This is a genomic window from Methylocaldum marinum, assembly GCF_003584645.1.
GTDB classification, from domain to species: Bacteria; Pseudomonadota; Gammaproteobacteria; order Methylococcales; family Methylococcaceae; genus Methylocaldum; species Methylocaldum marinum.
This window is the reverse complement of record NZ_AP017928.1, coordinates 3,136,788-3,149,181: the sequence shown is the minus strand read 5'-3', so window position 1 is coordinate 3,149,181 and position 12,394 is coordinate 3,136,788. Positions and strand designations below refer to the sequence as shown.

The following is a 12,394-nucleotide window of genomic DNA, read 5'->3' as shown; positions in this document are numbered from 1 at the left end:
GGAACTCACCGAGGGCCTGATAAGGTCCTTCATGTCGAGGTGGGAAGTCTGCGCGGAGAATGTAGAGCGACCGGCCACGCGGCTCTGATAAAGGGGAATCAACGTCGGTGGTGGGAATTCGCTTCCAATGAACGAACTGGCCGAAGTACTTGAAGGTCTCGGATGTGCTGACGCCAGGACCCATATCCAAAGCGGCAACGTGGTTTTTTGCAGCGCTTCCACTAGAAGATAGCCGGCACGATCATGTCCATGTTCGAGGAACAAGACGAATGACGCCCAACGAGGCGCTGCACCCGACGGCAATTCCGCTGCGCTCCATCACCGCCGGTGACCTCGATGCGCTCCTTTCGGCTATTGCCGGCTGCTCGGTCTGCAGCGCTTACGTCGCGCCGCATCGGCCTGCTTGGGGTGCTGCCCGCAAAAGGCCGCTTGCCCGTCCCGGTTTTCACAGGGACCGCAAGCCATCGGGGCCTTCCGAGCCCGGCTGGGCAAGGCCGTAAAATCGCGGATGCACGATCAAACCGCCCTCGGCGCCGATGCCGGCTACCACGTTGAAGACGGGCTCAAGGTTCTGACGGCCGAAGACATCGATGCGTACATTCCGGATAACGGCTGCCGCCAGCGCGATAAGCGCTATGCGGGGCGGGAACAGCACAAAGCCAAGCCGGACCCGCTTTACCACAAAACGGCAAAACCTAAGATTGAATGAACCTGTTCCAACCCGGCCTCCTCATCTCCGTAAGCGTCCGGCTGTCCGCATAATTCCCACCGATTAGCGCCTGAGTCACAGTATCGCCATATTCCCGAAGAGGAGGAGATGGCGATGACGAAACAAGAACGAGAGATGCATTGGCGGGTCCTGCTGGAGCAACAGGCAGGGAGTGGGTTGTCGGTGCGCGCTTGGTGTGCGCGCGAGGCGGTCAGCTATGCGGCGTTCATCTACTGGCGTCGACGCGTAGCGCAGCCAGCGGTGGTGGCGCCACTGACGTTGATGCGGGTAGATGGCGGTGAGACAGCAGTCGGTGGTCTGTGGTTGTCGGTGGGCGGGGTTCGCATCGAGGTGAAACCGGGGTTCGATGCCGGGTTGTTGAAGCAGGTGGTGGCCGCATTGGTCTCGTGATGCTGGCGACGATTCTGAGTGCGGCGGCGGTGTATGTGGTGGCCGAGCCGGTCGATTTGCGCAAGTCCATCGATGGTTTGGCGCTGGCGGTGGAGAGCAGTCTGGGGCATTCGCCGTTATCGGGTGCGGTGTTCGTGTTTTTCAACCGGGGCCGGGACAAGGTGAAGCTGTTGTGGTGGGATCGTCACGGTTTCTGGCTGGCCTACAAGCGGCTGGAGAAAGGCCGCTTCCGCAAGCCGGTTCAGGGGACGATTTCGCGCTCGGACCTGCTGCTGTTGCTGGAAGGCGTGGACCTGACGGTGGCCCGTTTCCGCGCGGTTCGCGCGGGTCGGGTCGGCTGAGTCGAAAGTGCCTGAAACCCGCATCAGAGCTGGGCTTTCGGGTGGTCCACCGGGTATAATGGCAGCCATGAATGCCGCCGCTCTCGCCGAAGAAAATCGTACTCTAAAGGCCACCCTGGCCCAGCGCGAGGCGCGCATCGAACGGCTGGAATTCGACCTGGCGCAGCTGAAGAAGCTGCTGTTCGGCGCCCGTTCCGAGCGACTGGCGACCCTCCCCGACATCGACCAACTGCCGCTGTGGGATGAGGTGCCCGAGGACGCCCCCGTCGCCAGTCCGGTGGCGTTCAAGACGGTGGTGGTGCAATCGCCCGCCAAGAATCAACCGAAGCGCACCGCACTGCCGGCGCATCTGCCGCGAGAGATCGTGGTATTGCCGTTGTCGGCACAAGACCGGCAGTGTCCTGCCTGCGGTGAGGAACGGCCGGTGATCGGCTACGAAAGCTCCGAACGCTTGGATTACGTCCCGGCGCAACTGAAGGTCGTGGAAACGCGGCGGGAAAAGTGCGCCTGCGCGAAGTGCCAAGGGCAGTTGACCACGGTACCGGCCCCGCCGCAAATCATCGAGCAGGGCATCCCTCTGCCGGGTCTTCTGGCACATCTGCTGATGGCCAAATACGGCTATCACCTGCCGCTGTACCGCATCGAGCAAATCTTTGCCCACCAGGGTGTCCCCATTGCCCGCACCACGTTGTGCGACTGGGTCATCCAGAGCGGCTGGCAGCTGCAGCCCTTGGTCGAGCGGATGCTGGCGTTGCTCAAGCAACAGCCGGTGATCTTCTCGGACGACACCACTGTGGCGGTGCAGGACCGCGGCAAGACGCGGGAAACCCGGTTTTGGGTATACGCCGGCCACTCGCCGCCCATCGTCGTCTATGACCACACCGAAACCCGGGCGGGCAAGCATCCCAAGGCCAAACTGGAAGGCTACAGCGGCTACCTGCAGGCGGACGCCTATGCCGGTTACGACCAGATCTTCGCCGCAGGCAAGGTCCTGGAAGTGGCGTGCTGGGCGCATGCGCGCCGCAAGTTCTTCGAGATTGCCCGACAGACCGAGAACGGCAAGCGCATCAGCGCCCATGAGGCCTTGGAGTACATCGGCCGGCTCTACGCCATCGAACGGGAGGCCAAGGAACAGCAACTCGACGCCGAAGGCACCCGAAAGCTACGGCAGGAACAGGCGCGGCCGATCCTGGCCGAGTTCAAGGCCTGGCTCGAAGACCGGCTGCGCCAGCTGGCGCCCAAGACCCCCACTGCCCAGGCCATCGGCTATGCCCTCAAGAACTGGCCGGCGCTGGAGCGCTATACCGAAGACGGTCGCCTGGAGATCGACAACAACCGCAGTGAGCGGGCGATCCGCCCCCTCACCATCGGCCGCAAGAACTGGCTGTTCCTCGGCTCGCCCAAGGGCGGCCAGGTCGCCGCCACGGTGTTCAGCCTCATCCAAACCTGCAAGGAACTCGACCTCAACCCAGAGGCCTACCTGAAAGACGTCCTGACCCGTTTACCCACCACCAAGCAGAGGGAGATCGACAGCCTGCTACCCCACAACTGGAAACCAGCCAACGTATAAGGTCCTGACGGTTAACTGTTCGGCGGCATCAGGAAAAGACTGTCCTCCAGCGGACGCTTACTCATCTCCTGTCCGCCTCGCTGAAAAATTCGGTGTGGGGGCACACAAGGGATGAAAGAAGGTTTTTTCTACAACCTCGTTAGCGTTAAAGGGAGAAATCGCGTGAAAGTAACGTTACTCATAGTCAAGAAAGTAAAGCCACAGGAGCCCCCTCTCCCTTTGGGAGAGGGATGGGGTGAGGGCGATTCGAATAGGGCTTTACTTTCTTTACGCACATTAACTGCCATCTCAGTCTTTGCCTTGAGCGGATGCCAGACTTTGCCGGCATCAGACCGTATCGCTGAATCCTCCAATATCTCCTATTCCGGGCAGACGCATGCAGATCCCGCGCTTCGAGCAGATACGACAAACATGATCCGCATGATCATCAAGGGTAAGGGTTGCCACTATATTGAGCACATAGACAGCAAAGTGCTCCATTACGAACCGAGCAATGGAACCAAAGGACACATTTGGGGAAAAGAAGGATGGATGGTAACCGGCTGTGGTAAACCCTATCCGTTCCTTGTGTCGTTTACTGAGGATGGCCAAGGTGGCACCTTCTATAACCTTACGCCGGTGCAACGCAAAAACGAATAAGGATGGATCTTGAGAGCGAAGCGAAGCACAATCTGAACCGATTGTTGGATAAGCCCGGTTTCGGGTGAAGTTGAGCTTTTTGGCGCCTGCGGGCTCACGACGTTACCACGAGAGGTCCGAAGTGAACCGGCGGGATGGATCGCGCGCCATGGCGGCGGTAAGGACGTGAAACGCCGGACTTTTCGCCGTTTTGCGCTTGATTCGGGGGCAAGGGCTATATTTTGACCGCCGCCCGGGTCGGGTTCGGAGCTGACTTGAGGAGCCGGTGCAGCTACTGGATCAGCGGCTTGCGATTGGAGTGCGGGAAGCCAAAGTTGCGGGTGCGCGGGAAGCCTTTGGGGAGGGCATGCTGGAGCAGCAGCCACAGGAAGGTAGCGCCGGGGAGCGTGCGGGTTTCGATGCGGCCGGCTTTGCTGTTGCGATAGTGGAAGGTGACCTGGCCGTTGCCGCAGGCGAGGAAGTCCTTTTCCTGGAGCACGCCGCGATAGAGATACTCATAGTCAAGAAAGTAAAGCCACAGGAGCCCCCTCGCCCTTTGGGAGAGGGATGGGGTGAGGGCGATTCGAATAGGGCTTTACTTTCTTTACGCACAGTAATGGCCGAGATAGACCAGTGCCTTCTCGCCGCCGACGCGCGTGCAGTCCAGCACCCACTGGTCGGGATGGCACCTTGGCAGCGTCAATCCGGCCTGAACCAAGGCCTTGAGCGGCTTGGCCCGGAACACCTTGGCGAGCGCCGTGTGGTTGAAGAGGTAGGCGCCGCTCACACCCTGAGTTCGCCTGGACTTGGTGCGCCACAGCCGCCGTTGGGCATCGAGAGCGGCCCAGCAGGTCGCTATGGCCGACGGTATTCGACCGTGGCTGAGCCTCGGTCTTCTGCGGGGGAAAGGAAACGCAATGTTTTCAGGGGCTGATGAGATCATCGGGCTGTACGAGCGACATGCGGAAGCTTGGGATCAGCATCGGATTGCCGATCTGATCCTTGAGAAGGAGTGGATGGAGCGCTTGGTCTCCCTGCTCCCCCCTTAGGTGGCTCGGTGCTGGACCTAGGATGTGGCTCCGGTCAACCCATCGCCCGCCATCTCCTTGAGCGCGGGTTCGCTGTTGTCGGCGTCGATACTTCGCCAACGCTCATCGCAAAATGCCGGAGCCGCTTTCCGAAGGCGGAATGGATCGTAGCTGATATGCGTACGCTATCGATCAACCGAAGCTTTGACGGGTTGATCGCTTGGGATAGCTTCTTTCACCTCTCGCATGACGACCAGAGGGCCATGTTTGCCATCTTCCGCAAGCATGCCTCCTCTGGTGCTCTATTGCTGTTCACAACCGGTACTGGGCACGGCGAAGCAATTGGCTCATTTCAGGGTGAATCGCTGTATCACGCGAGTTTGTCCCCTGGAGAGTACCGGATGCTTCTTGAGTCATACGGGTTCAAGGTCTTGAACCATGTGGTGGAAGATCCAAAGTGCGGGCGTCACACTGTGTGGCTTGCTCAGTACGGCCAGCGCAAAATGAGAGAAATTTCGGGGCCGAACAAATGCTGCACGCGACCGCTTTAGAAACGCGGTGCGTGGGCGGTAGCGCTGGGCTTCTACAGAAATTGACAAGGGCTACGACCAGCCCGATTTCGTCGCCCATCTGAGTGAGCGAGGAATTCGCCCCTATCGTCCGCAAGGTCAAGTGCACGGCCGTCGATGGCCGCACGGCGCGGGGCAAAGGCTACGCCATCAGTCTCAAGTGCCGCAAAAGAATCGAGGAAGCCTTCGGCTGGCTCAAGACGGTGGGCCTTGCGCAAGACCCGCCACAAAGGCTTGGCCAGGGCGTCCGGGCAGGCGATGTCGTGCTTCGCGGCCTATAATTTGACACGGTTGCTGAACCTGTTGACCTTTGCCCCGGTGGCGGCGCAGGCCGTGCCCGCTTGAGGCCGGGTGCACCCGGAATCCGCCCGAAAGCGGATTGCGGGAATGGCAAAACCCCATAATAGACATTATCGGAAACTAGCATGACAGTCTGTCATTGAATAACGAAGAGAACTAAGAGAACTAAGGGCAAGAGTATGCTTTCCTACGAAGACGTGAAGCAAAAGCCGAAGACATTGATGGCCATGACCAGTCTGAAGGCCTCCGAGTTTGAGGAACTCTTGGTTTCTTTTGCGGCGACATGGGCCGAAGAAACCGGCAGGAATCTGACTAAAGGAGGGCGTCCGCCGATTATCGCGAGCATGGCCGACCGGCTGCTGTTCATCCTGTTCTATCTGAAGACCTACCCTCTGCAAGAGGTCATCGCGCATCTGTTCGGCATGAGCCAACCCCAGGCCAACTTCACGATCCACCTGTTGAGCAGGGTGCTCAACAAGACACTTGAGGCCCGCGGGCACAAGCCCGCCCGGCTCACCGAGGAGATGCTGTCCAGGCTGGAGCAGGAGGCGCGGCAGGACTTGGGCATAGACGGGACGGAAAGGCGCATCAACCGCCCCGTCAACGACCTGGGGCAACGCATCCACTACAGCGGTAAAAAAAATGCCACACTGTGAAGAACAACCTTGTCGGCGGCCTGGAGGACAGGCAGGTCAAGTACTTGGGTTCGACCCATGAGGGCAAGAAGCACGACAAGAAGATCTGCGACGAAGAAGGGACCCGGTTCCCCGACGGCGTCGAGCTGTATCGCGACAGCGGCTTCCAGGGACACGAACTGGCGAATGTCACAGTCCACCAGCCGAAGAAGAGGCCGCGCAACGGCCGGCTTTCGGCCGACGACCAGGAGGCCAACCGGCTCCACTCAAGCATCCGCGTGATCATCGAACACATCATCTCGGGAATCAAGCGGTGCCGCGTCGTCAAAGACGTGTTCAGGAACACCAAGGAAGGCTACGACGATGTCGTCATTGAATTGGCCTGCGGCCTGCACAATTACAGGAGCTACTGCCGAAACCAGAGTTATTGATAGCCGGCCTTTTCCTCTGTTCCGGTTATGAAAGGTGGTTTCCGATAATGTCTAATGGATAAAAAAGCCTCGTCCAAGCCGTCGAAAACCCACTTTACCGCCCGAAAAAACTATTCGGAGAGGAATAAATGGAAATAGGGGGCGCTTTTCTCCATCGTGTTTGGGGGCGCGTCCAATACGTCGGTCAAACGGGACGCGCCGCCCTTTGGCGGATTTACAGGTTGGTTTTTGAATCGGGTTCGATGGCTTCGCTCGGCGTCCTTCCGCGGAGTTTTCCTTACCTTTGCATTAGTCATATATTTGCCGTTATAGGAATATGAACATGACCGTAAACTTAGGCACGAAAGATTTTCCTAAAGACATTTCCAAGGAATTTCTTGATGGGTACGTAGGCAAGAAGATTGAGGATATATGCGGTATTTTTGGGAAAACCGGCGACGAACACAATCATTGTGCACATTTCGTTAGCCACGTACTCGGTTTTAGAATAGGCCTGCTATGCGATAGCATGAAATATGAAACAAGAAATGATACCGATTCAGGTCGAACGATAAGAGTGAATGATTTATTTAACAACTGCCCAGAGCGAGGCTACTGGGTAGACAAGCCAAAAGATCTGGATTGTTGCCTAATATTCGCCGTCCTAAAATCGCAAATTAACAGAGTTGTACCTGATGATAATGCATGGTATTGATAGCCCACTTGTTTCTCAAACAAATCCGAATATAAAAACCTTCAGTGATCTACGACAAATTTAGTCAAATAACCGATGACCGCATCGTGGCATCGTTGATTGGAATGCCCAAGGCGAAGTTCACAGCCCTCGTCAAAGTATTCGAGTCGGCCGCTCAAGCCATCGATCGAGAGCGTGTCGAAAAGGGCGAGATAAAACACGTCAAACAGGGCGGCCCTAAAGGTTATCTTGATTCTTACGAGAAAAAGCTTTTTTTCGTTTTGTACTATCTGAAAACCTATCCCACTTTTGACGTTCTGGGCTTTCATTTCGGTTTTAGTGGCGGACATGCCCATGCCCACATCGACCGGTTGCTGCCGGTTTTAGGGCGAGCGTTGACAAGCCTCAACGTCATGCCGGAGCGCACGCTAACAACCCCAGAAGAATTCTCTCAACTCATTGATCAATATAAGAACATAGCGATCGATGGCGTGGAGGTCGCTTGCGTTCGACTCCAAGATGAAACTGAACAGGAAAAGCATTACAGCGGAAAAAAAGACATACGCTCAAATCCCTCGTAATCTCCGACTTTGGTGGTGGGTTTAAGTAGTTTATATACTACAATGTACAATTATTTCTTAGCTTAAGCATTGACTGGACCAATGGCCTATCAAACGATTCCGTGCAAATACTGTAAAAGTTCCGATGTGGTGCGCTATGGTACACAGAGTGGTTACCCCCGCTTTCGTTGCAAGCACTGTGGGCGCACCTTCAAGACCGAATACATTTACCGGGCCTACGAGTCCGGTATCAAAGAACAGATTGTTGACATGGCGATGAATGGCAGTGGTATTCGAGATACCGCTCGTGTTCTCGGGATTGGGAAAAACACAGTCATGTCTACACTGAAAAAAAGTCCACCGAAGTGGTCACGGTGAATCCTTAGCTCTCGGGAAATCGCCGTGGAAATCAGGCATCTCTTTGATTCGCCGATGGATGTTCAGGCGGACGAACAGTGGAGCTATGGGGCTCGCAAGAAGAACCAACGTTGGCTCTGGTACGCCATCGACGCCGCCACCGGATGCATTTTGTCATTTGTGTTTGGGCGGCGCAAAGAGGACGTTTGCGAACAATTGATCGCCAATCTGCGCGTTTTCAATATTCGAACCTATTACACCGATGATTGGCCAAGCTATGCGGCGTTCATTCCGGCAAACCAGCACGTCATTGGTAAGAAATATACGCAAAAGATCGAAAACAAAAACCTTTTGTTACGCACTCGCATCAAGCGCTTAACTCGCAAAACGATCTGCTTTTCAAAATCTGAGTTGCTTCACGATGGGGTGATCGGCCTCTTCATTAATCGCCACTGCTTTCAACTAAATTGACCCACCACCCCGACTTTAATCGAAGGATATTGTTTTTGTGCTGCATTGTGGCAGGCAGCGTACATGACTACACACTCATGAAAGACGTCTTCACGCCGGGTTCAGCGTGGTTCGAGAAGGTCAATTTATGGCTTGACTTAGGATTTCTGGGCGCGGACAAAGATTATCAAAGTACCCAAATATATCTACCCCACAAGAAACCCAGAAAATCCAAGAAAAACCCTAATCCGACATTGACGCCTGAGCAGAAGAAACAGAACAGAAAACAAGCCGCCACGCGGGTCATCGTTGAGCATGCCATCGGCGGCATGAAGTTCTTCCACTGCTTGATGCATCGGATTAGAAATCATCTGGGTCACTTCGTGGATTATTTTTTCTCACTTTCCGCCGGGCTTTGGAACTATAAAATCTGTTGATTTACAATTGTTTAGCATCGGAAACAACTCTAACAATGATGGCGGAGCGTTGACAATCGGCACCCACCCCAAGAAACATGTTGGGATATACCATTAGGGAAACGCATATAACTATGGCAATACAAAGGACAAGGTCCGTGTTGATGGCGTTGCTCATTTTCAGAACTTATATGGAAAAGGAACGGTGGCTCTATATGCGAAATTCCCAACATAGCTTTATATTCGCAACTGTCTTTGTATGCTTCTTGGCATCCCCTTACCTTTGCAATGCGAACGGTGACGTTGTGCAACAGCCTACGTTGTCAGGCTTGTTTGCAACGGAGCTAAGCAAGAACGGTGAAGTTGAAATAACAACTAACCAAGAATACTGCTCTTCGAATAAACGGCCGCTTCATGTAAATCAAGAAATGGCTGAAACTCTCGCGCAGGCACTTCAGTACTCAAAACATATTGAAGTCAAATCCGAGTGCCAAAAAGTTAAAACAGAAAAAGAATACCAGTTCTGTCACTTTTATTTTTACTCTCCCAACAAGGCTGAACAATGGAGCATGGGGTTTGCATTTCTTGGAAAACCAAACGATGGAAAAATAAAAGCCGAGTCGATTCAGTGTTTTTCAACGCCCTAAAGGGCACCTCGAAAAACCTCCTTGGTCTGCGCGCGCCCGGTAAAATAGGACCTGTAGCCAATCAGTGTGTTGAGTCCCAGACATGACCAAACCGAAGATGCCAAAGTCTCCGAAGAGCGCGATCAAACCCGATCTGTTTGCGGCCGATTTGCGCAAGCAGAAGATCGACCGGATGGGCGATCCGCTGGTGGCCTTCGAGACCCACATCGACTTTGCGGCGCTTGCCGCGGACGTGGATCAGGCGGCGCCCCGACCGGTCAGCCCGCAAGGCGGTCGTCCGCCGTTTCCCACCGAAACGATGGTGCGCATCCTGTTTCTCAAGCGGGTCAACAATCTCTCGGACGAGCAGATGGAATACCAGTTGCTTGATCGGATGAGTTACCAGCGCTTCTGCGGGCTGATGGACTCGGCCAGCATCCCGGACCGCACCACGATGTGGACCTTCGAGAACCGCATCGGCGAGGTCGGCGCCCAGGCGCTGTTCGACGGCATCGAGCGGCAGTTGCTCAAGCATGGCTACATCGCCCGCGGGGGGCATATCATCGACGCCACCCTGGTGCCTGCGCCAAAGCAGCACTTCAGCAAGGACGATAAGGAGATGCTGAAGGAAGGCGCGATGCCGGCGGACTGGAGCCCGGCCAAGCGGCGGCAAAAAGACCTGGACGCCACCTGGACCAAGAAGCACGGCAAGAGCCACCACGGCTACAAGCTCTCCATCAACGTGGACAAGCGCTACAAGGTTATCCGCAAGATCGAGACCGGCACCGCCGCTACTCATGACAGCCAGCACTTTGAGGCGGTGTTGAACACTAGCAACACCAGCCGGGACGTCTATGCCGACAAGGGCTATCCGAGTGCGGAACGGGAAGCCCAGCTCCAGGAAGCGGGTTATCGCAACCACATCCAGCGCAAGGGCCAGCGCAACCATCCGCTGTCCGAACGGCAGAAACAACGTAATCAACGCATCGCCCGGGTCCGAGCACGGGTCGAGCATCCCTTCGCCGCCATCGCACAAATGGGCGGCAAGTTTATTCGCACCATCGGCCAGGCGAGGGCGAACTTTGCCATGACGATGATGGCGGCCAGCTATAACCTGAAGCGGCTGGTTTACCTGAAACAGGCGGGTGTCGTGGCCTTTTGAGGCCCACCCTCGCCCGAAAGGCCCCCAACGCGGGCGATTCGGGGAAAATGAAAAGTGAAATGGCGACAAGAGCGTGAGGGAGTCGGCTCGTGTGCCCGCCCGGTCAAAAAATTAGAGCCGGGTTTTCATCAAAATTCAGGGTTTTTCGAGGTGCCCTAAAAATGGCTAACGAAAAAGGTTAGATCGAGCGAGGCACGAGGCCCGATCTGAACCGACTGTTGGACGAGCCCGGACCAGAATGTGGAAACGGACCATGAAAATGGCTTTTGGAGCTTCAGGGCCGGCGGGACACCGCCGTGCCATCGGGTAAGTAGCGGGTTCACCCAAGCCGTGAAATCGGTAGAAGGGACGACGGCCGGAATTCATGCGGCGTTTCTACGCCATTTCTTAGGTCAACTGCTGTTTCTATGTTCAAGCTTTGGAGGCATTCCATGACCCGTTCACGCATGGATCACATGGCTATCACGGCTCCGTCCTTGGACGCCGGCGTGGCGTACGTCCGGCAGGCGCTCGGGGTGAGTCCGCTAGCGGGGGGCGAGCATCCGCGCATGGCGACCCACAACGCTGTGCTGAAATTGGGAGAGAAGCTTTATCTCGAAGTCATCGCGATAAATCCGAACGCGCCAAAGCCGGATCGGCCGCGCTGGTTTCGGCTCGACGAGCCGAGTCCGGCTCAGCCGACGCGCCTGGCGACCTGGATTGCCCGCACCGACGACATCTACGCAGCGACAGCGGCTTCGCCGGTGCCGCTGGGTGAGGTCCAGCCCATGAGCCGCGGCGACATGAACTGGCTGATTAGCATCCCGGCGGACGGGAGCCTGCCTTTGTACGGGGTTGCCCCGACTCTCATTCAATGGATCTCCGGGGGACATCCCACCACAAGACTGCCGGACAGCGGATGTTCACTCGTGCGCCTCGAGGGATTTCATCCGGCAGCCGACAAGATCACGTGCTTGCTCGAGGCGATTGGCTTCGAAGGCGATTTTCGTGTCTCTGGGTTGCCACCGGACCAAGAGCCGTACCTCGTTGCTCACATTCGGACACCGACGGGTGTGCGGCTGCTGCGCTGACGCTTCGTTCAACGAATTCGGAAGTCTTGCTGATCGACGAAACGAGACAATCCCCCGGTGCCCTTTCCGCAGCGGTCCGTATCGATGGTAATCGTAGATCATCGAGAAATAACCTATTGACTTTGTCTGCCTCAAAGTTGGTAAATTAAACGTAAATTTCACCAAAATTTCACAAAACAGCGAACGAAATTCTTCCACGGAACGGAGGCATCATGGAGGTTATGGATTCGGTCAATGTTTCGGCTTCGATGGATCGGCCTGGCGATAGGCCGGAAATCATCGCCGGATTGATCGAGAAACCCAGCATCAAGAATTTCCCGAATTTTGCGGCCCCACCCACGTCTCGCCGCTATCCCACTCTCCGAACGGTATTCCTTTTTCGGGCGCTGTTCCCCTCAACACGGTTTCCGTGCGGCTCTGCGCCTGACCCGGCGCGGCCTTAGGAATCTGCAGAATGAGCAGCTTGGC

At 56.0% G+C, this 12,394-nt stretch carries 16 protein-coding genes and 3 pseudogenes; 17 read left to right on the top strand and 2 right to left on the bottom strand.

Going from position 1 to position 12,394, the window contains the following annotated elements; all coding sequences use genetic code 11:
- Positions 1 to 97 precede the first annotated feature (97 nt).
- The 6 genes from sS8_RS13905 to sS8_RS13875 all read left to right on the top strand — a co-directional run bounded on the left by sS8_RS13905 (position 98) and on the right by sS8_RS13875 (position 3,670).
- On the top strand, positions 98 to 232 hold the full coding sequence (locus sS8_RS13905) for a DUF1697 domain-containing protein (protein WP_119630142.1): 135 nt from the start codon (positions 98 to 100) through the stop codon (positions 230 to 232).
- A 276-nt stretch (positions 233 to 508) separates the two neighbouring features.
- The gene (locus sS8_RS13895; protein WP_119630140.1) at positions 509 to 709 is read left to right on the top strand and encodes a hypothetical protein; all 201 of its coding nucleotides are present in this window, start codon (positions 509 to 511) and stop codon (positions 707 to 709) included.
- Positions 710 to 817: 108 nt separating this feature from the next.
- Positions 818 to 1,120 (top strand): IS66 family insertion sequence element accessory protein TnpA, encoded by a 303-nt coding sequence (gene tnpA / locus sS8_RS13890; protein ID WP_119627851.1) that lies wholly within the window; start codon positions 818 to 820, stop codon positions 1,118 to 1,120.
- On the top strand, positions 1,120 to 1,461 hold the full coding sequence (gene tnpB / locus sS8_RS13885) for an IS66 family insertion sequence element accessory protein TnpB (RefSeq protein ID WP_119627852.1): 342 nt from the start codon (positions 1,120 to 1,122) through the stop codon (positions 1,459 to 1,461). The genes tnpA and tnpB overlap by 1 nt, the downstream gene beginning before the upstream one ends.
- Positions 1,462 to 1,519: 58 nt before the next feature.
- Entirely contained in the window at positions 1,520 to 3,031 is a 1,512-nt protein-coding gene (gene tnpC, locus sS8_RS13880; RefSeq protein ID WP_119627853.1) for an IS66 family transposase, read from the top strand.
- 162 nt (positions 3,032 to 3,193) lie between these two features.
- On the top strand, positions 3,194 to 3,670 hold the full coding sequence (locus tag sS8_RS13875) for a hypothetical protein (RefSeq protein ID WP_145986529.1): 477 nt from the start codon (positions 3,194 to 3,196) through the stop codon (positions 3,668 to 3,670).
- Positions 3,671 to 3,944: 274 nt separating this feature from the next.
- On the opposite strand, the pseudogene sS8_RS13870 reads toward sS8_RS13875, so the two are convergent.
- Positions 3,945 to 4,166: pseudogene (locus sS8_RS13870) on the bottom strand (transposase); the annotation flags it as partial.
- 102 nt (positions 4,167 to 4,268) lie between these two features.
- Positions 4,269 to 4,493, bottom strand: a pseudogene (locus sS8_RS29205) (IS91 family transposase); the annotation flags it as partial.
- 168 nt (positions 4,494 to 4,661) lie between these two features.
- Between sS8_RS29205 and sS8_RS13860 the strand changes: the two are divergent.
- The 11 genes and pseudogenes from sS8_RS13860 to sS8_RS13815 all read left to right on the top strand — a co-directional run bounded on the left by sS8_RS13860 (position 4,662) and on the right by sS8_RS13815 (position 11,926).
- Positions 4,662 to 5,228: a class I SAM-dependent methyltransferase gene (locus sS8_RS13860; protein WP_269461463.1), complete on the top strand. Its 567-nt coding sequence runs from the start codon at positions 4,662 to 4,664 to the stop codon at positions 5,226 to 5,228.
- A gap of 83 nt (positions 5,229 to 5,311) precedes the next feature.
- Entirely contained in the window at positions 5,312 to 5,527 is a 216-nt protein-coding gene (locus tag sS8_RS13855) for a hypothetical protein (RefSeq protein WP_179952367.1), read from the top strand.
- 198 nt (positions 5,528 to 5,725) lie between these two features.
- Positions 5,726 to 6,202 carry a helix-turn-helix domain-containing protein gene (locus sS8_RS13850; protein WP_119630136.1) on the top strand — a complete coding sequence of 159 codons (477 nt, stop codon included), beginning with the start codon at positions 5,726 to 5,728 and terminating at the stop codon, positions 6,200 to 6,202.
- Positions 6,199 to 6,612 (top strand): transposase family protein, encoded by a 414-nt coding sequence (locus tag sS8_RS13845; protein WP_119628793.1) that lies wholly within the window; start codon positions 6,199 to 6,201, stop codon positions 6,610 to 6,612. The genes sS8_RS13850 and sS8_RS13845 overlap by 4 nt, the downstream gene beginning before the upstream one ends.
- 322 nt (positions 6,613 to 6,934) lie before the next feature.
- Positions 6,935 to 7,306: a hypothetical protein gene (locus tag sS8_RS27680; RefSeq protein ID WP_145986528.1), complete on the top strand. Its 372-nt coding sequence runs from the start codon at positions 6,935 to 6,937 to the stop codon at positions 7,304 to 7,306.
- Positions 7,307 to 7,350: 44 nt separating this feature from the next.
- On the top strand, positions 7,351 to 7,866 hold the full coding sequence (locus tag sS8_RS13840) for a helix-turn-helix domain-containing protein (protein WP_119630135.1): 516 nt from the start codon (positions 7,351 to 7,353) through the stop codon (positions 7,864 to 7,866).
- A gap of 81 nt (positions 7,867 to 7,947) precedes the next feature.
- Positions 7,948 to 8,673: pseudogene (locus sS8_RS30165) on the top strand (IS1 family transposase).
- Positions 8,670 to 9,089 carry a transposase family protein gene (locus tag sS8_RS13830; RefSeq protein WP_331852258.1) on the top strand — a complete coding sequence of 140 codons (420 nt, stop codon included), beginning with the start codon at positions 8,670 to 8,672 and terminating at the stop codon, positions 9,087 to 9,089. The pseudogene sS8_RS30165 and the gene sS8_RS13830 overlap by 4 nt, the downstream one beginning before the upstream one ends.
- 137 nt (positions 9,090 to 9,226) lie before the next feature.
- Positions 9,227 to 9,715, top strand: coding sequence for a hypothetical protein (locus sS8_RS13825; RefSeq protein WP_145986527.1), 489 nt, complete (start codon positions 9,227 to 9,229; stop codon positions 9,713 to 9,715).
- A gap of 97 nt (positions 9,716 to 9,812) precedes the next feature.
- Entirely contained in the window at positions 9,813 to 10,856 is a 1,044-nt protein-coding gene (locus tag sS8_RS13820; protein WP_119632595.1) for an IS5 family transposase, read from the top strand.
- A gap of 431 nt (positions 10,857 to 11,287) precedes the next feature.
- The gene (locus sS8_RS13815; protein WP_119632788.1) at positions 11,288 to 11,926 is read left to right on the top strand and encodes a VOC family protein; all 639 of its coding nucleotides are present in this window, start codon (positions 11,288 to 11,290) and stop codon (positions 11,924 to 11,926) included.
- Positions 11,927 to 12,394 lie beyond the last annotated feature (468 nt).

Coding starts and splice junctions, on each gene's coding strand:
- tnpA (WP_119627851.1), top strand. CDS start 818: ATGGCGATGACGAAACAAGAACGAGAGATGCATTGGCGGGTCCTGCTG.
- sS8_RS13895 (WP_119630140.1), top strand. CDS start 509: ATGCACGATCAAACCGCCCTCGGCGCCGATGCCGGCTACCACGTTGAA.
- sS8_RS13815 (WP_119632788.1), top strand. CDS start 11,288: ATGACCCGTTCACGCATGGATCACATGGCTATCACGGCTCCGTCCTTG.
- sS8_RS27680 (WP_145986528.1), top strand. CDS start 6,935: ATGACCGTAAACTTAGGCACGAAAGATTTTCCTAAAGACATTTCCAAG.
- tnpC (WP_119627853.1), top strand. CDS start 1,520: ATGGCAGCCATGAATGCCGCCGCTCTCGCCGAAGAAAATCGTACTCTA.
- sS8_RS13820 (WP_119632595.1), top strand. CDS start 9,813: ATGCCAAAGTCTCCGAAGAGCGCGATCAAACCCGATCTGTTTGCGGCC.
- tnpB (WP_119627852.1), top strand. CDS start 1,120: ATGCTGGCGACGATTCTGAGTGCGGCGGCGGTGTATGTGGTGGCCGAG.
- sS8_RS13850 (WP_119630136.1), top strand. CDS start 5,726: ATGCTTTCCTACGAAGACGTGAAGCAAAAGCCGAAGACATTGATGGCC.